Genomic DNA, 17804 nt, shown 5'->3' with positions numbered 1-17804 from the left:
GCTTGGCCTTTTATTTTTCTAATATACTAGATTCATTGAATAACCTGTAACCATTTCTATCGTGAAAATCTCAATAATTTTTGCTAATTATTCATAAACCTTAATATTATAGTTCATCAAAACCATTTAATTCACTAACCTTTGTATAAGAACGAGATTTTTGTTCAAAGAAGTCTGTTTTCGTCCCATCGAAATTATCTACATACACACGAATCCACTTCATCGGATTTTGTAAATGTTCTAAGTAAATTTCACTTAGTCCAATCATCCGTAGCATCTTGTTTGCTCGATATTTAATAAAGCCAGCCATTTCTTCTAAATCGATTCCCTCAACATCCTTTAGTACGTATTGTGACCATTCGATTTCTAAATCAACTGCTTCTTGAAATTGATTATAAACCCAATCGGTGAAAGACTTCGTATTGTACTCTGGATGCTCTGCTAACACAGCACGTATCAATTCGCATATAAACCGGCCATGCTCAAGCTCATCCCGATTAATATAACTAATCATTGTGGAAGTACCAACCATTTTATTTTGTCGTGATAAGTTATAAAAAAAGGCAAATCCAGAATAGAAGAAGAGTCCTTCTAACAAAGTCGAGTACACCAACGTTTTCAAAATACTTTCAATGGTTGCCTCTTCTACAAATTGATTATACTGTTCCATTAAAAGCTGATTTCGTTTACGTAATATCGGATCCGTTCTTCCAATTTCAAATGCCTGATTTTGTTTTTCCAATGAGACTACCGACGATAAAATATAGGAATAGCTTTCATTATGAACTGCTTCCTGCTGGGCAATTACCGCCAAAATCGATTGTACCGAAGGATCTGTTGCATAAAGAGATGTCAATAATATTGTTCTTGTTTGCGACGAATCAAGAGTCGCAAGCAAACTAATGACCTTTAAATACGTCTCTTGTTCCTTTTCCGATAAGTTTGGAAACTGTTTAACATCACTTGACATATTTATTTCATCAGATTGCCAAAAGTTCCCTAATAATCGTTTATAGGTTTTATACCAATGCGGATATTCGATATCATTCCAGTTTAATATACCACTAGATTTGCCTCCAAATAATGCCGTTGCTCTATTTGGATTGATTGGTTCTAATGTTTTTGCTTTTTCTAGTAAAAAATTTGACATCGTCCATTACTCCTTCCACCCATTGTTTCACTTGCTCCTCCTGACTTCCCCGTGGAGACTGTTCAATTTTTAATGCTTTCCATTTACTCCGATAAAATTTTGCTAATTTGACAGCAGCTAAACAAAATAAATCATCGCCACCAAATTGGGTATCACCTGTACCAAATACCGCAATATTTTCCGGCTTATATCCTATCTCTAATACGAAATCCTTTACTTCATCGGGAGTAGCACCCATTGCCCAAGTAAAAGTTCCGATAAACATAATTTCGTATTTATCCGGAGTAATCGGTGGATCAATCCCAATACGATGCATATCTACTTTAAACTCATTTGCCGTAAGCTTGTCATAAATAAGCGCTGCAACTTCCGCTGTATTGCTGCTATAGGATAAATAAGCAATTAATGCTCTCAACTTTGACACCACTCACATTCCTCTACATCATTGGAAGTAGAACGTACATAGTACGTTGTTTTCAAGCCTTGTCGCCATGCTTGAAGATGGAGATCCAACAAATAAGCTGCTTTAATCGTATTTGGTACATAAAAATTAAAGGATAAGCTTTGATCAATATGCTTTTGACGTGCAGCATTTTGCTTAACCGACCATCTTTGATCCAAAATATAAGCAGAGCGTCGGTAAATATTATATGTCCGATGATCTAAGTCAGGTGCGGTTGTTGGAATACGATAGTCCTTTTTCTCCTCTGTATAAAATGGTTTAAAGATTGGATCAATACTTGCAGTGGAACCAGCAATAATCGATGTTGTTGCATTTGGTGCAACGGCCATTAAATAACCATTTCGAATTCCATAGGTTTGCACATCCTCCATCAGAGCTTGCCACTGCTTGCTTATATAGCCTTTTTCCGTAAAATAATTACCCGTATTCCATTTACTTCCTGCAAATACAGGATAATGGCCCTTTTCCTTGCTTAATTCCATACTACTTTTAATTGTTAAATAGGCGATTTTTTCATAAAGCTTGTCTGCATATTGAACAGCCTCATCTGATTCCCATTGTATATTTTTTAATGCAAGCAAGTGATGCCAGCCAAAAGTACCAAGTCCAATAGCCCGATATTTTTTATTTGTTATTTCTGCTTGCTTAATTGGTAATGTATTAATATCAATGACATTATCTAGCATACGGACTTGAATCGGAATAAGACGCTCCAATACTTGATCAGGTACAGCTTTTCCTAGATTAATAGAGCTTAAATTACAAACAACGAAATCGCCTGCTTTATATTTTTTAACAACCGTATTCTCATTCTCAATATACTCTTCAAAAAATTCTGTTGCTGATTGGTTTTGTGTAATTTCTGTGCATAAATTTGAACAATAAATCATGCCAATATGGGTATTCGGGTTATGGCGATTGACTTCATCACGATAAAACATGAAAGGAGCACCTGTTTCTAACTGTGATCGCATAATTCGTTTCATAATTTCGATTGCCGGCACCTTTCGTTTGGAGCGTAAATCTGCCCGGACGCATGCTTCATAATTTTTGCGCCATCGTCCATCACCTTTTGTTTCATCATAGAAATCTTCTAAAGCAAATCCCATTACCTGCTGAACTTCATGTGGATCAAATAAATACCAGTCTCCTCTATTTTCAACCTGTTCCATGAAATAATCCGGAATACAAACACCGGTATACACATCATGTGCACGTAACCGGTCATCACCATTGTTTAATTTTAAATCAAGGAAATCCTCAATATCTCGATGCCATATATCTAAATAAACGGTTATTGCACCTTTTCTAGTTCCTAATTGATCAACACTGACTGCAGTATTATTCAATTGTTTAATCCATGGAATAACACCGCTTGACATTCCATAATACCCTTTAATAGAGCTACCTCGTGCACGAATTTTCCCCATATAAACCCCGATACCACCTCCATTTTTCGACAGCTGGGCAATATCTGTATTACTATCGTAAATACCTTGGAGACTATCATTTACCGTATCGATAAAACAACTGGATAATTGCCCATGTGTTTTCCCTGCATTTGCTAATGTCGGAGTTGCTACGGTCATATATAAATTACTAAGCGCCCAATAGGCTTCCTTCACATGCTCCAAACGGTTTCCTATCGGTTCATCCTGCATCAAATACATTGCAATAACCATCCACCGTTCCTGTGGTAATTCATATGTGTTCTTTTCAAAATCGCTGGCAAGATAACGTGTAGCAAGTGTCAAAATACCTGGATAGGTGAATAAAAAATCTCGCTTTTGTTCAATCAAATCGCCTAAGTATTCTATTTCAATTCTTGAATATTTCGTAATAAGACTAGGAGAATAGATTCCTTTTTCTGTTAATTGCTCTAATAATGGATAGAATGAACCGTACTTATCGTTCAAATCATAGTTTCGACTCACTGCCGCTTGTTCATAAAGCCTATGTAAATAAATTCTTGCCGCTAGAAATGTCCAGTTTGTATTTGCCTCATCAATATTTTCTAGTGCATGCTTGATAAAAATATCTATATAATGGCCCTTAGAACCAGTTGATTCCCAAACATGTGTTACCTTCTTCAGATAGCTTTCCGTCTCTAGCTGTAATTCTTGTCCCCATTTTTCTATAAATGGTAGAATTGCGTCTAATTCCCTTTGTTTTACTGTTGTCATACTCTTTCCTCCCTTTTTTAAAAACAAAAAAACCGTTCATTCTCGGGATGAACGGCAAAAAACGACAGAAAGACAGTATATATAAATATATAGTTTCTATCGTTTCACCTTCTTACACCCCGAAGAATCGAAACTTTAAGTATGGCAGGTCTCCTGGCTAGTGTTTCACCCTACTAAAGCCCTTCCCATATCAGCACCAGATAAGCACGTGATACAGTGGTTTGCTCGTTCGTCCACACATACAGTTGCGGGGGCAGCTCCAGATTCTAACTGGATTCCCTTTTCAGACATTTACATGTCACCATTACTTTATGAACTACATTTAGTATTAAGTTAATAAAAACAATACAATATATTGATAAACTATCATATATAAAAAGTTATTTCAATATTAATAGAGTAAAATTTTCTAACCGACTTTCTTCACGATATCATTTTTACTTTGTTATCAACGTGCCAACTGCTAAAATCTTTTTAGAAAATCCGGTGTTATTCGTATATTACTTTCTCACCCTTTGCCATTTTTTCTTTACATAAGGGACATTCTCTTTCATCCTCTACTAATTCTTCCTCGCTAGTAATCCTTTGCCATGCCTTACAATTAGTTGTAGTACAAATCCACGCAAGTACAGTACGCTTACGCTTCTCCTGTTTGCCTTTGTAATGATGAACCGTACCTTCCGTAGTTTCTTTTCGATAATTCGAGGAAACTACACCATATGCTTCTAGGAAAAAGCGTGAAATACTGGCTTCCTTTCCACGGTAATAAGCAGGAGAGCTAATATATAGTTCTTCTTTCGCCCTTGTTACCGCAACATAGGCTAATCTGCGTTCTTCCTCTAACGCTTGTTCCATAAATCGTTGCTTTTCTTCCTTTGTCGCTTTCTCTACTTTCCCCGCTTCCAGTGCAGTAACATGTGGCAAAATGCCTTCCGAAGCACCAATTAAATAGAGTAACGGGAATTCGAGCCCCTTCGCTTTATGAATCGTCATTAATTGAATATGATTTCGTTCTTCTAGCTTACTGTTCTGTACCTCTTGCTGTTTTCGTTTAATTTCATCAATAAAGGTAAGAAATTCCGCAATCGTAGCAAAACGTTTCGCAGAGGTTTCTAGCTCATCAAGCATTTCTTTTATCGTTTCTTTTCCAATTGTGATTTCTGATCCTTGATTGCCGTGAATATACTTATCGTAAAAGTCTTTGCGAATCGTCTTGATTGCTTTTACCGGGGACATTGTATTTAATGTTTCCAAAAGCTTCATGCGTTCATTGACCGTTTTAATTTGAAATCCTTTAATTGATGGTAGCTGTGTCAAATGACTGAGCGGATAATCCTTTGGTTGAAGCTGATTATTCAATTGAATAAAGCCAAGCCCTACCTCTTTTTTTATATAAAGCGTTGGGATTACCCCTTCGATAGCATCCATATTTTTCGGATTAAACGAAAGTCGCAAATAATCAATGATTGGTTTTACAATCCATTGATCATAAAACATTAAATCGCCTCTGGCATAATGAATAAACGGAAGATCTGCAATCATTAATTCCTCAAAAATTGCCCGGCTATTACTGGCAGCACGGTAGAGAATGGCAATATCACCGTATGCAAAGTTTCCATCGTGAACCTTCTGCTTTATCTGCTCAACTACCCATTTTGCTTCCTCATCGACAGTCGCCGGACGAGTATACATTGGATTCCGATTACTTTCATTGGTTGCAAATAATTTTTTTTCTTTGCGAAGTTTATTATGCTTAATTAATTCATTGCCAAGACCAACGATTGCCGCATGGGAGCGATAGTTAACATTCAAAATAACTTCCTTCGTGTTAAAAAATACTTTATGGAAGTTTAAAATCAATTCATTTCTAGCCCCATTAAAGCTATAAATGGTTTGGTCATCGTCGCCAACTACCATTAAATTTTGATTGGCCATCGCAATTAATTTGATTAGCTCATATTGTAATAAATTTGTATCCTGAAACTCGTCTACCATAATAAACCGAAAACGATTTTGCAATGCAGCAAGTAACTCTTCGTCTTCCTTTACGAGCTGATAGGAAAATACTAAAATATCATCAAAATCCATCTGATTATTTCTTTGCTTCCACTGCTCATATTTCTTATATACTTCGATTATTTCATCCCCAACAGAATGCCTAACCTCGCGATCGGTGATATCTACCATATTCATTTTCCAAGAAGAAAACAGATCCAATAAGGTTTCTGCCTCTAATAAGTCTTCTTTCTGCTGCTCTCGTAAAATTCCTTTAATTATCAATTGTTTAAAACGATCATTACTTAAAATTTTGTGCTGATAGCCACGACTTCTTAAAATAGTTAAAAAGAATGAATGAAACGTGCTTGCTTGCACGGATGATGCCTTAAATTTTGTCATTCCCGGTAAATGTGTTAACCGCTGTTTCATTTCATCCGCGGCTTTTTTTGTGAAGGTCATAAGTAATATATTTCGAGGGTTTACTTGATGAACATTAATTAAATAACCTGTTCGACATACAAGTACAGTCGTTTTCCCAGAGCCTGCACCTGCAATTGTCAAGAGAGGACCTGTATAATGCTGTACTGCTTCTAATTGTGCAGTGTTCAACTTAAATTTCTTTAATTGCTGTAAATAATGATCCGCTAATTCCAGCTCATTTTCTACTTGCGAATCAATTACTTCGGCAACAGGTACTTCCTTTCCATTAATCCCTTTTGGAAATGGACTGATCATTAACTCTTGCATGATAAAACCACCTAATCGTACAATTTCCGTTCTCTCAAAAAAAAAACTACTAGAAATTCTATTATAGCGATTTTTTCATTAGAAAAAAAGAGCAGTAGAAAGATAACTTCGTCTAATAAATGATACATATAATTGATCTTTACTCGGTTGGGCACATCATGAGGAGAGTCTATTCATCACGTGAAGAGGGAAATATGATGAGCTAATTAATTTCTAACTCTCTTGAAAATAAAAAAGGTGACATCTGCGGAAAGCTGATTACTACAGATACCACCATTTTTTTATTAAAATAGCAACTACAGATTATTTTCTATTTCATACTCGTCATACTTTTCGTCCAACCACGTATTATATTCCTCTGATATTTTCGAATTTAATAGTGTCGAGCGGATTTCTTCCTTCACTTCATCATTTAGCTCAGCATCCTTTGCCGCCTTTTTATCGGTTACTTTAATAATTTCAAAGCCATCGTCAGTTTCAACTGGATCGCTGATAGCATCAATATCTAAGGCAAATGCCGCTTCGTCAAATGCATCTCCCATTGTACCTTTACTAAAGTAACCTAATTCTCCGCCAGCTTCACTAGTTGTCGTATCCAAAGAGTAGGTTTTAGCAAGCTCTGCAAAGTCTTCTCCTGCTGTAAGCTTTTCGAGCACTTCATTGGCAGTTGCTTCATCCTCTACTAAAATATGACTTGCCTCCACTTGCTCTGCTTGTGCAAAACTAGCTTGATTTTCTTCAAAATATGCCGCTATTTCCTCGTCGGTTATTTCAATTCGTTTTTCCAAAATTTTATTTAAGGCAATGTATTGCTCTACATCCTGCTTAAAGCGATCAAGATCCGCACCGGACTCTTCTAAAACAGATTTAAACCCCTCTTCCCCGCCATAGTAATCATAGTAGTTTTGCATTTCCTCATCAATTTCTGCTTGTGTCACTTCAATACCTTCCTTTTCAATTTCCATATCGGTAATTTTCGTGACAATTAACGAATCAAGCACTTCACTTCCATACTGGGTAACAAGCGCCTCATTCAAGTCCTCTTCACTGATTTTTTCTCCATTTACTTTGGCAACATAGGAATGTTTACCAACTACTAGAAAAATCGCCACGATTATCCCTGCAACAAAAATAACACCAACTGTCCAATAAATTTTCTTTTTCATCGACTACTCCTTTTTTCTCGGTATCGTTCGATCAGAACGAATACCATTTTGTCTTTTAATGCTTGTCTATACAATATCGGAGAAATGTGTCAGGAAAATGTCAAGCTGGTAATCAGTTGATGATGCTTTTTGAAGAATAGTAATAATGGCGTACAGTCATCATGACAATACAGCAAAGCATTTTTTGCTTAACTCTACAAAAAAAGGATTTCATGCAAATTCTCCTCCAAAATCAAAGGTTATCAATAGCTACAGCCAACAGCCAACAAAAAAAGACTACTAAATAACATTAGTAGCCAACACAAGCTTTTCTTGCCGATCACAACTTTGCAATCGGCAACGTAATCCGAAAGGTACTCCCTTTCTCACTACTTTCGATAAGCACTAAATCCCCACCTAACGATTGAGCAATCATCTTACTAAATGGTAATCCTAAACCAAGCCCTCGTATTTTATATTTTTTATTCTCGCCACGATAAAACCGTTCAAAAATAAGGGATTGTTCCTCTTTTCGTATCCCGCCACCGGTATCGCGAACATCGATGAATACCTCATTCTGTATGATTCTAATCGTAATATCTATTTCTCCATTATCATCCATTGCTTGCATTGCATTATTCAAGAGATTGGTGAAAATTTGCTGTAGACGAATTGGATCGACAAAAACCTCCACAGATTCCGGTAATAATGATAATTTTACATTTAGCTTTTCATTTCCTTGCAAAATCTTCCATTGATGGATAAAATCCTGGACAAGCTCAATGATCGAATGCCGTTCATTTTTGATTGGTATTGCATTGGCAGCAAATGTATTAAATGCTAACAAATCCTCGACCATTTTACGCATCTTTGCTGTTTCTTTTAAAGAAATTTCTAGAAATTCCTTTGCTTCATCACCAGTAACTACTTCATCATTTACTGCCTGTAGCAAGCCACTAATTGAAGTAACTGGTGTTTTTAGTTCATGGGTAACTCCTGCTAGTAATTCCGTCCGTAGTGACTCCAACCGCTGTAATTGCTGTGACATTTCCTTAAAGGAATGAATTAATTCATCAACTTCTGCTTCCTTCCAGTCATCTGGTAAATCAATATGATAATTTCCTTGCTGCACTTGACGCGCTGCTTTCGCTACATCCTTAATTGGTTTCGATAAACGTTTCGATAGAAAATAAATGGCTGCCCAGCCAAGAATCGCAAGACCAATAATCATTATCGATAATTGGCGGTATTCTTGATTTACCTTTGCAAGGTTTTTCTCACTAGCAGTGACAATGACATAGCCAATAACCGTTTCATCCGCTTCAATCGGTTTTTTCACCACATACGTATGCCCTGTATCTTCCTTCATTTGTAGCTTTTGAACTTCAGCTGTATTTGCAATGATTGCCTCATTAATCTTAGCTTCTAATGGTCCTCTTGGCCGGTTACTAAGCAGAATGGTCCCTTCTGTATTGACGATATACATTTTCGGATTTGTTTCCATATCTAAAAATTGTCCACGATTTTCAAGCAAGCCAGGCCCTCCGTTTTCAGGGCCGACCATGTTCTCATCTAAATTAACGATCCGGTGGGCAATTTCCTCTGCCATAAATTCCATCATATTTAAACGATTTTCTAATGTGTTATGTCTGATCCATAACGCAGAAATAATCGCAATCACTACTAACCCTATAACAAGTGTTAGTAAATAACGGGTTGTCCAATATTTATGTAATGGGATCTTCTTCCCTTTATTTCGTGTAAACACTAAACTGATACCCCAATCCCCGAAGTGTTTTAATTTCCCCCTCTGCTTCTGGCCAATCCTTTAAGGCTTTCCTAAGTCGCTTTATCGATAAATCGACCGCACGATCACTTCCATCGTATTCCCAGCCCCAAACATACTCAATTAATTGATCCCTCGTAAAGGTTTTATTTGGATGCTCGGATAAAAACAGCAATAGTGATAAGTCCCTCGGGGTTAGCTCTATTTCCTGATTATTTAAGCGAACCCGGTGGGCATCGTAATTTATTTCTAGCTGCCCGAAACGTTTCAAACTACTTTCATCCGTATTTTCAGTTCTTCTTAGCACTGCCTGAATTCGAGCAATTACCTCATCCCCATTAAACGGCTTCGCAATATAATCATCTGCACCACTATTCAACCCATCTAAGCGATAATTCACATCCCCTAGTGCCGTTAGCATAATAACCGGACAGCTACTAATTTCTCGAATTTCCTTTAATATATCCCAGCCATTTTTTCCCGGTAGCATAATATCTAATAATACTAGCGCAGGTTGAATTTCCTTAAACTTTGAAAGTGCATCCTCCCCACTGAAAACTTGTTCCACCTGAAAATTTGCTTTTTTTACATATGCCTTTAGCACCTGACTAATCGGATATTCATCTTCTATAATCATAATTGTTTTCATCGGTATTCTCCATTAAACTAATATAATCTTTGTCCTTATATTACACTACAAAAAGATGTCAAGAAAATGTCAAGACGGCTATTTGTCTATTTTCACTTATTTCCTTATCCTCCATATGATAGTTAATAAAAGAAATTCAGCTGCTTTCAATGGTGGGGAGGAAAAATGCTTGAGTTATGTATGGGGTGTGGATTCGTCTCTAAATGTCACAAGCGAAAGATATGACTGTGTATTAACGAACTTTGGACGGCCAGATTTTTGGGGTCGTTATCTATCTACTGTTCCAAATGCAGCGGAAGGGATAACTGCTGAAGAAGTTCAGTTATTGCATAATAGCGATACACGAATTCTTCCTATTTATAATAATTTTCGTGAGGCTACAGGTTATGAAAATGGAAGAGTCGTGGCTAGGAATACAATTTTTCATGCAAGACGATTAGGTATTCCTACCGGGAAAATATTATTTGCCAATGTGGAAAGATTTTTTGCGATTGATGCTGATTGGATTCGCGGCTTTGTTGATACCTTTTTCCCGAGTGGGTATCGTCCAGGCATTTATCATGATCCGGTGGAAGGAAATTTTCGTGAGGCATATTGTTCAGCTGTTTCTCAAGATCAAAAGGTTGCGACGCAATTAATTCTTTGGAGTGCTGAGCCAGATCCTGGTGTGACAACAAAACAAGAAGCTCCGTCATTTAATCCAGCCAAACCAGCATGTCGGGCAAATGTTTGGGCTTGGCAATATGGGCGTGATGCAGAGGCTTGCCCTATTGATACAAATATTATCGATCGCAGGCTATATAATCTACTTTGGTAAAACACAGCCTTATCAGGGAAGAGCGCAACTAAGCTGCTTAGCGCGCTCCTTCCCTGCAATACTTTTATTCGTTTACACCTTTATCGTCTGATCCTTATTTTTTGCACCAGTAAAGGAACGCCACGCTTCGATTACAAGATAGACACATAAAACAAATAAGACGAACCCTGAAATTGCTAGAAAGTAGTTACCACTAGTAAAATTATTATACATTAAGACAGCTAAAGCAGAGATGGTAACAATAAACATGAAAATCATTGGAAGAACGACAAACCAGCTTTTCATTCCTTTTCGAATTAACCAAACGCTGACAGCCAATAGTGCTAATGCACCTAGCATTTGATTCGCCGATCCAAATAATGGCCAAACATCACTCCACGTACCGGAAATTGCAAGTGCACCAGCACCTACGATTACAATTAATGTTGCCATATGTTGATTGGAAAATAGTTTTGATTTCCCTTCCGCAAATTCTTGGATTCCATATTTTCCTAATCTAGTCGCTGAATCTAGTGTTGTTAATAAAAACGCAGAGGCAGTTAATGCAACAAAGGTAGTTCCTGTTGCTTCCGGGATACCAAAGAAGCTCATAAAATAACCGAGGCCTGCGGAAAATGTCGGTATTGGTCCACCGAGTTCAGAAAGTCTACTTGCAAAATCAGCTGACGACAAATATGCCACTGACCCAATAACTATAATGGCGAGAAAGCCTTCAATCAACATACCACCATAAGAAATGAACCGTGCATTTTTCTCATTATCGAGCTGCTTAGCAGTCGTACCAGAGGACACGAGGGAATGAAACCCTGATACTGCTCCACAAGCAATTGTGATAAAAAGAATAGGGAATAATGGGCCTAGCCCCGCATTATAGAAGCCAGTAAATCCTGACATTTCAATTACTGGGTTTGCAAACAGAATACCAAGTACGCCGCCAAGCATCATACCATATAACAAAAAAGAGTTTAAATAATCGCGAGGCTGTAATAATAACCAAACAGGTAATACAGAAGCAAGATAAGCATATACGATTAAAATGATGACCCAAGCAGCTCCTGGTAGCTCAAGTGGAAATAGATTGCCTAACCAAACACAGATAAACATTGCGACTACTCCAATAACGCTCGCCGCTACAAAATTCATCCTCACTTGGTTTACGAGTATCCCAAATATTATCGCCACAGGTATAAATAAAACAGAAGCTGTGGCAGCCTGTGGAACCGAAACAAAGGTATCACGTACTAAAATAATAAATACCCCAACAATTAATATTAACGTAGCTACCGAAAATGCTAAGAACAGTACTTGACCACGTTTACCTATATATTCTTTAATAATTGCTCCAATCGATTGGGCACGATGTCTAATGGAGGCTTGTAAGGATGCAAAATCATGGACACCGCCGACAAATATACTCCCAAATACAATCCAAATAACTGCAGGAATCCAACCAAATACTGCCGCAGTAATTGGTCCAACAATTGGTCCCCCACCTGCAATCGTTGCAAAATGATGTCCTAATAATACCGGTTTTTTTGTTGCTACATAATCTACTCCATCCGCAAGCTCTACTGCTGGCGTCGTACGATTCGGGTCTACACCTAGCTTTCGCTCGAGAAATTTTCCATACGTAAAATAGGCAATTAGAAAAATGACACCAGTAATTAACAGCAAGGTTATTAAACTCATAAATTTTATTTCTCCTCTCCTAATATTTTTTCGATAGAGAAGACAAATGGCCTCCCCTTTGCGTGAATCTCCACGCTTTTGTTCTTTGGATTAACGATTGCCAAATACATCTCTGCCCATCCATGCAGCCCGTAGTTGAAAAACTTGATTTTCCGAAATCGCCTCACCTCCTTTACGATTGCTTTATCTACTTCTTGATCGGTAATGATAAGACCAAGTACAATCGTGGACATATGCTCCTGATGCTTAGGAATGAAGGTACTTGCATAGCTTTCCATTACATAATGTAAGCGCTTCAAAAAGTGCCCAGTCAGTTTTTCCTCACAAACATTTGCAAATACCAATTGCTGATTTTCTACTCCATATACCTTCATTTTCTTCGTAATCATATAACGTTCATCTCTTCGTTTATGCTGCGCAATAAATGCAAAAGGTACGTCTTCTACCATTTCCTCTCGATCTACATCAAACATAACTGTATATTTATTAGCCATTTCATGAATAAATTGATGAAGAGTACTATTTTTCTTCACTTATATACCTCCATTATATATTTTACTTTTTATATTATTCATTATATTCTGTTATTATAATTATCCTATAACACTATCGAAAAATAAATATCGAACGTTATTTATTTTTTAAATATTTTTATCTATAATGGATTCGATGGTAGTACATAATGTACTTCACTAGCTAACATTCATCACGTTCTTCCGCTGCCATATGGGAAATTCATTCTTTATATCTAGCAACTGCTGTTTTTGCGAACGGGAAGAAGAGAATTTACTATTTTACTAAGGGGGATTTATGATGCATATAACCGTTTTAGGAGCAGGCGCACTTGGTGTTTATTTTGGTGGCCGAATGCAGGAAGTTGGTCACGAGGTTACCTTTCTAGTTAGAGAGAAGCGTGCACAGCAAATCGATAGAGAAGGTTTACAGATACATAGTGTTGCAGGCGACTATACAATTCATGATGTACGCACTGTCCAAACGACTGATGCGATACGCAAGGTGGATCTCGTTTTATTAGCAGTAAAAGGCTATCATTTAGAAGGTGCGATTCCACAATTAAAAGAATTAGTGGAAAAAGGGGCAAAGGTGTTACCAGTGTTAAATGGTGTTGAGCATTTCCAATTATTACAGGAAATACTCGGCGAAGAAAATGTAATTGGCGGATTATCCTTTATTATTGCAACTCTTGATGAAAATGGCCATGTCCATCATGCAAGTGATCAGCATAGCATTGTATTAGGTCCACTACACGACAGCCAGCTTGCCTTCTGCGAGCAATTTGCTGAATCCTTACAAAAGGCAAATATGGAAGTGTCAGTAAACGAAAATATATTGACTGCCATTTGGGATAAATATATGTTCATTACTGCTTTTTCTGGATTAACAAGTGCTGTTAATTTACCGATTGGTCAAATTCGCCAAGTTCCTGCAACATTCCAGCTTGGAGTACAATTGCTAAAGGAAATGAAAGCACTAGCCAATCACCATGGCATCCCATTAGCCGATGAAAACATCGAGCAGAAAATTGCGATTTGGAACAGCTTACCAGAGGCAGGAACGTCCTCTATGCATCAGGATAAAAGGAAAGGACTTCCACTAGAGCTAGATTCCCTACAAGGTGCTGCATTACGTCTAGCAGAAAAAATAAAGCTTGAGCTCCCTACCATTAAAGTAATATATAGTATTTTAAAGCCATATGAAAAAGGAATATAAATACAAAAAATTGCTGTCCAAATAATTTTTTTTTTATTCGGACAGCAATTTTTTAATGTTTCTTTTTCATATCGCGATCAAATTGTAACCAAGAGGCGAAATTTCGTTTCACAAATCGCTCTGCCTCTTCAAAGGAAGCATGTTTCTCTTCTAGTAGCTTTCCTTGATGATATACCTCGTATTGCCCATCTGCTAGCTTCTTAATAAAGCTAATTTCGCCTTTACGATTCTCATAATAGGTTCCATGATCGGCATCCTTTGTATTGTACTCATTTTTCTCAGGATCCGGTTTAATCGGCTCGTGGGAGAATACATCGGTAATAAACAAACGGAAGGTTTCTTCATTCAAGTCACATCCAGAAGCCTTCGGATGTCCACCGCCTCCAAAGCCTTTCGCAAATTTTGCGACATTTACTTCCTCGTGAATCGTTCGGAATCCTACTTTTCTACTTCCCACATTTACAAGGACAATCGCATCTAAATGAGGATTCTTTTTATTTAGCGCATTCCCAAGCTCAGACAAATATTGCTCGGCATATACGATTCCAACACATAAATCTCCGACAAAATGCTGGATAATTTGTTTATTTTTCGAGTAAATATAGCGCTCAATTTTTTTCTCTTCCACATCCATTAGCATGCTTTCCATATCCGTAAGCTCAAAGGATTCTTTGTTTTCTTTAATTCTTCTGATTAAATCCTCTTCAAATTGCTCTCTTCCAAACATGAAAAATAAATCATTCAAATGCTTTGCAAGCACATTATCGTTGGCATCCCATTCCCAAGTATCATATTGTCTAACTAAATCAACAAATTCATCAAGTGCGGGAGTCGCGGTTAGTATTTTTTTCTCTAATAAATAATCATAATATAAGGACGTTGCAGATGTTTTCTTTCCTGATTCATACTCTGCAAGAATATACCCCCACGGATAATTATTAAAATGCATTGCTGTCACATGATGATCAATTACTTGTACATGATGACCATGTGAAAACCGTTGCTCCAGCATTTTCTCCACCTGGCTATTTACCGCTAAATCGGTAATAAATAGTTCCACCTGGTGGTTATCTTCTTTTTTCAAAAAATCTTCTACTCGTTGGTTTAAGTTTCGATAATTACAATGTGTTACTTCTACATCATCGCCATATGCAAGCTTAGCGACGATTGCACACCCTAAACCGTCTAAATCACTATCTGTAAATAGTTTAACCTTCAAAATATTACCTCCTGTATACACTCATGCAAGTAACTTATGTGTCATATTTTACCATTAATTATCATCTTTCTGTTGTAATTCTTTCGATTCTCTATTATTTTTTCTTTCCAATTTATGTCATTTACAACGGAATCTCTTATTAATTTTTCCAAATTTACTGTCTTCATGTACAATATGTGTAACAATACCCGACTAGGAGTGAAGCTATGTGCAGCTAAAATCCGTGCAATTAATGGAAAATATAACAGAACATTCATATCCATTTAGTTTGCCTTTAATTCAAAATTTTACAAGCTTAACATTTGAAAAACCAATAACCATTCTTGTTGGAGAAAATGGAACCGGTAAGTCGACCTTTTTAGAAGCATTAGCTTCCAGTGCGAGTATGATCCTCATTAGTGGGGAAACATTAGATAAATCATTTATGCATGCCATTACATTAGGTGAAAAATTTAAATTGGGCTGGTCGATAAAATCGAAAAATGGGTTCTTTTTCCGTGCAGATGATTTTATTAATTTTATCCGAAATTCTGCTCAAATTAAAAAGGATGCCGAAGAAAAGCTAAAAGAAATTCGCGAGCGATCTCCACATAGTTTAGAGGTTTTGCCATATGCGCGGACAATCGGTGAATTGAATCAATTGTATGGTAATGGATTGGACACCCGCTCCCACGGAGAAAGCTTCTTAGACTTATTTCAGGCACGCTTCCGTCCAAATGGGCTCTATATTTTGGATGAGCCAGAAGCACCCCTTTCACCAATGAAACAAATTGCGCTTCTTTCTATGATTATGGAGATGATAAAAGATGGTGCACAATTTATTATCGCCACACATTCGCCAATCATTATGGCATTACCAAATGCAGATATTTATGAACTAGATTCTGGATACTTTGAAAAGAAGGACTATCAAGATCTTGAACACGTTCAACTGACGAAATTATTTTTAGAAAATCCGGAACGATTTATCAGACATTTATAATCTTCCTGTTCATTTATTTTTACAGGCAAGAAGAAAGCCAGTTGATTACTGCTGGCAAACCGAAATTCAGGTAGGCTTGTCAATGGAACTCTACGTTATTTTTTACACAAATTCCCAGTGAAATAAGTCACTTTATTTGACTGCATAATTTATTGGGTGTAAAACTGAACTATCTTTACTAATGTAAGCAGAAAGGATGTTTTACATGACTTCATTATTAGAACCATTCGAATGGAAAGGTTTAAAATTAAAAAATCGTATCGTCATGCCACCTATGTGCCAATACTCCGTAACTGCAAAAGACGGAATACCAAATGATTGGCATTTTACCCATTACACAAGTAGAGCCGTTGGTGGTGCTGGACTAATCATTATGGAAATGACAGATGTCGAACCTGATGGGAGAATTACCGATTTTGATCTAGGATTGTGGTCAGATGAACAAATACCTGCATTCCAAAGAATCATCAAAGTATGCCAAAGCTATGGCACAAAGGTAGGTATTCAAATTGCCCATGCTGGAAGAAAGGCAGAAGATGCTGCACAGCCTGTTTCTTCCTCTGCTATTCGCTTTTCCGACCGTTACAAGCAACCAAGAGAATTATCAACAGAAGAAGTCAAGGTAATGGTGCAAAAGTTTGAGGCTGCCTTTGAACGTGCCGTTAAAGCTGGAGTGGATACCATTGAAATTCACGGTGCACATGGCTATTTAATTCACCAATTCCAATCCCCGCTTACAAATAAACGAAACGATGTATATGGTGCCAATAAAGCACAATTTGGAATAGAAATTATTCAAGCTGCTCGACGTGTAATGCCTGAATCCATGCCATTAATTATGCGACTTTCTGCAGTAGAATATGCCGAAGAAGGCTATGATATTAATTATTCCATTGAGCTTGCGAAGCAATATAAAGAAGCTGGAGTAGACATTTTCCACGTTTCCTCTGGTGGAGAAAGTACCAATGGTCCATCCTTTGCAGGTCAAGGATATCAATTAGAATTGGCAACAGCCATTAAAGAAGCTGTCCAAGTTCCTACCATCGCCGTAGGTAGGATGGAGGATCCGAAATTTAGTGATGCTGCAATACGGGAAGGTAAAACAGACTTAGTAGCAGTTGGACGAGGAATGCTTGGCAATCCTTTCTGGGCTTCAGAGGCATCCATTGCTTTAGGTGGACAACCTCTTACTCCTAAACCAGTAGCACCAGCCTACAGCATTCGATAACAACACATTAAAACGAA

At 37.3% G+C, this 17804-nt stretch carries 14 protein-coding genes and 1 riboswitch; of the genes, 4 read left to right on the top strand and 10 right to left on the bottom strand.

Annotated features, from left to right (window positions below):
• Positions 1 to 106 precede the first annotated feature (106 nt).
• From OEV98_RS13115 to OEV98_RS13085, 7 genes are all read right to left on the bottom strand, one after another.
• Positions 107 to 1150, bottom strand: a complete 1044-nt coding sequence (locus OEV98_RS13115) for a ribonucleotide-diphosphate reductase subunit beta (protein ID WP_263073765.1) — start codon at positions 1148 to 1150, stop codon at positions 107 to 109.
• Entirely contained in the window at positions 1095 to 1577 is a 483-nt protein-coding gene (locus tag OEV98_RS13110) for a flavodoxin (RefSeq protein WP_263073764.1), read from the bottom strand. Before OEV98_RS13110 ends, OEV98_RS13115 begins: the two co-directional genes overlap by 56 nt.
• Entirely contained in the window at positions 1562 to 3796 is a 2235-nt protein-coding gene (locus OEV98_RS13105; protein ID WP_263073762.1) for a ribonucleoside-diphosphate reductase subunit alpha, read from the bottom strand. Before OEV98_RS13105 ends, OEV98_RS13110 begins: the two co-directional genes overlap by 16 nt.
• Before the next feature lie 126 nt (positions 3797 to 3922).
• A riboswitch (cobalamin riboswitch) is annotated at positions 3923 to 4118 on the bottom strand.
• A gap of 167 nt (positions 4119 to 4285) precedes the next feature.
• The gene (locus OEV98_RS13100; RefSeq protein WP_263073760.1) at positions 4286 to 6541 is read right to left on the bottom strand and encodes an ATP-dependent helicase; all 2256 of its coding nucleotides are present in this window, start codon (positions 6539 to 6541) and stop codon (positions 4286 to 4288) included.
• 296 nt (positions 6542 to 6837) lie between these two features.
• Positions 6838 to 7707: a peptidylprolyl isomerase gene (locus OEV98_RS13095; protein ID WP_263073759.1), complete on the bottom strand. Its 870-nt coding sequence runs from the start codon at positions 7705 to 7707 to the stop codon at positions 6838 to 6840.
• Between the two features lie 319 nt (positions 7708 to 8026).
• The gene (locus OEV98_RS13090) at positions 8027 to 9454 is read right to left on the bottom strand and encodes a HAMP domain-containing sensor histidine kinase (protein ID WP_263073758.1); all 1428 of its coding nucleotides are present in this window, start codon (positions 9452 to 9454) and stop codon (positions 8027 to 8029) included.
• Complete coding sequence (locus OEV98_RS13085) at positions 9438 to 10121, bottom strand: response regulator transcription factor (protein ID WP_263073757.1); 684 nt, start codon at positions 10119 to 10121, stop codon at positions 9438 to 9440. Before OEV98_RS13085 ends, OEV98_RS13090 begins: the two co-directional genes overlap by 17 nt.
• 169 nt (positions 10122 to 10290) lie before the next feature.
• On the opposite strand from OEV98_RS13085, the gene OEV98_RS13080 reads away from it, so the two are divergent.
• Entirely contained in the window at positions 10291 to 10938 is a 648-nt protein-coding gene (locus OEV98_RS13080) for a glycoside hydrolase domain-containing protein (protein WP_263073756.1), read from the top strand.
• A 72-nt stretch (positions 10939 to 11010) separates the two neighbouring features.
• Here the strand turns inward: OEV98_RS13080 and OEV98_RS13075 are convergent, their stop codons facing one another.
• Entirely contained in the window at positions 11011 to 12627 is a 1617-nt protein-coding gene (locus OEV98_RS13075; protein ID WP_263073754.1) for a carbon starvation CstA family protein, read from the bottom strand.
• A gap of 5 nt (positions 12628 to 12632) precedes the next feature.
• The gene (locus tag OEV98_RS13070; protein WP_263073753.1) at positions 12633 to 13160 is read right to left on the bottom strand and encodes a hypothetical protein; all 528 of its coding nucleotides are present in this window, start codon (positions 13158 to 13160) and stop codon (positions 12633 to 12635) included.
• A gap of 280 nt (positions 13161 to 13440) precedes the next feature.
• On the opposite strand from OEV98_RS13070, the gene OEV98_RS13065 reads away from it, so the two are divergent.
• Positions 13441 to 14358 carry a ketopantoate reductase family protein gene (locus OEV98_RS13065; protein WP_263073752.1) on the top strand — a complete coding sequence of 306 codons (918 nt, stop codon included), beginning with the start codon at positions 13441 to 13443 and terminating at the stop codon, positions 14356 to 14358.
• 52 nt (positions 14359 to 14410) lie between these two features.
• Here the strand turns inward: OEV98_RS13065 and OEV98_RS13060 are convergent, their stop codons facing one another.
• A complete protein-coding gene (locus OEV98_RS13060) occupies positions 14411 to 15577 on the bottom strand; it encodes a DHH family phosphoesterase (RefSeq protein WP_263073751.1) in 1167 nt (388 codons plus the stop codon).
• 208 nt (positions 15578 to 15785) lie between these two features.
• Here OEV98_RS13060 and OEV98_RS13055 point away from each other — a divergent pair, with 208 nt between their 5' ends.
• Both OEV98_RS13055 and OEV98_RS13050 read left to right on the top strand, forming a co-directional pair.
• Positions 15786 to 16559, top strand: coding sequence for an AAA family ATPase (locus tag OEV98_RS13055; RefSeq protein ID WP_263073750.1), 774 nt, complete (start codon positions 15786 to 15788; stop codon positions 16557 to 16559).
• Positions 16560 to 16764: 205 nt separating this feature from the next.
• Positions 16765 to 17787, top strand: coding sequence for an NADH:flavin oxidoreductase/NADH oxidase (locus OEV98_RS13050; RefSeq protein ID WP_263073749.1), 1023 nt, complete (start codon positions 16765 to 16767; stop codon positions 17785 to 17787).
• Positions 17788 to 17804: the final 17 nt, after the last annotated feature.

This window comes from Perspicuibacillus lycopersici (assembly GCF_025660475.1).
In the GTDB taxonomy this organism is placed as follows: Bacteria; Bacillota; Bacilli; order Bacillales; family Caldibacillaceae; genus Perspicuibacillus; species Perspicuibacillus lycopersici.
Note: the sequence above shows the minus strand (reverse complement) of the source record. Positions and strands in the feature narration are given on the sequence as shown.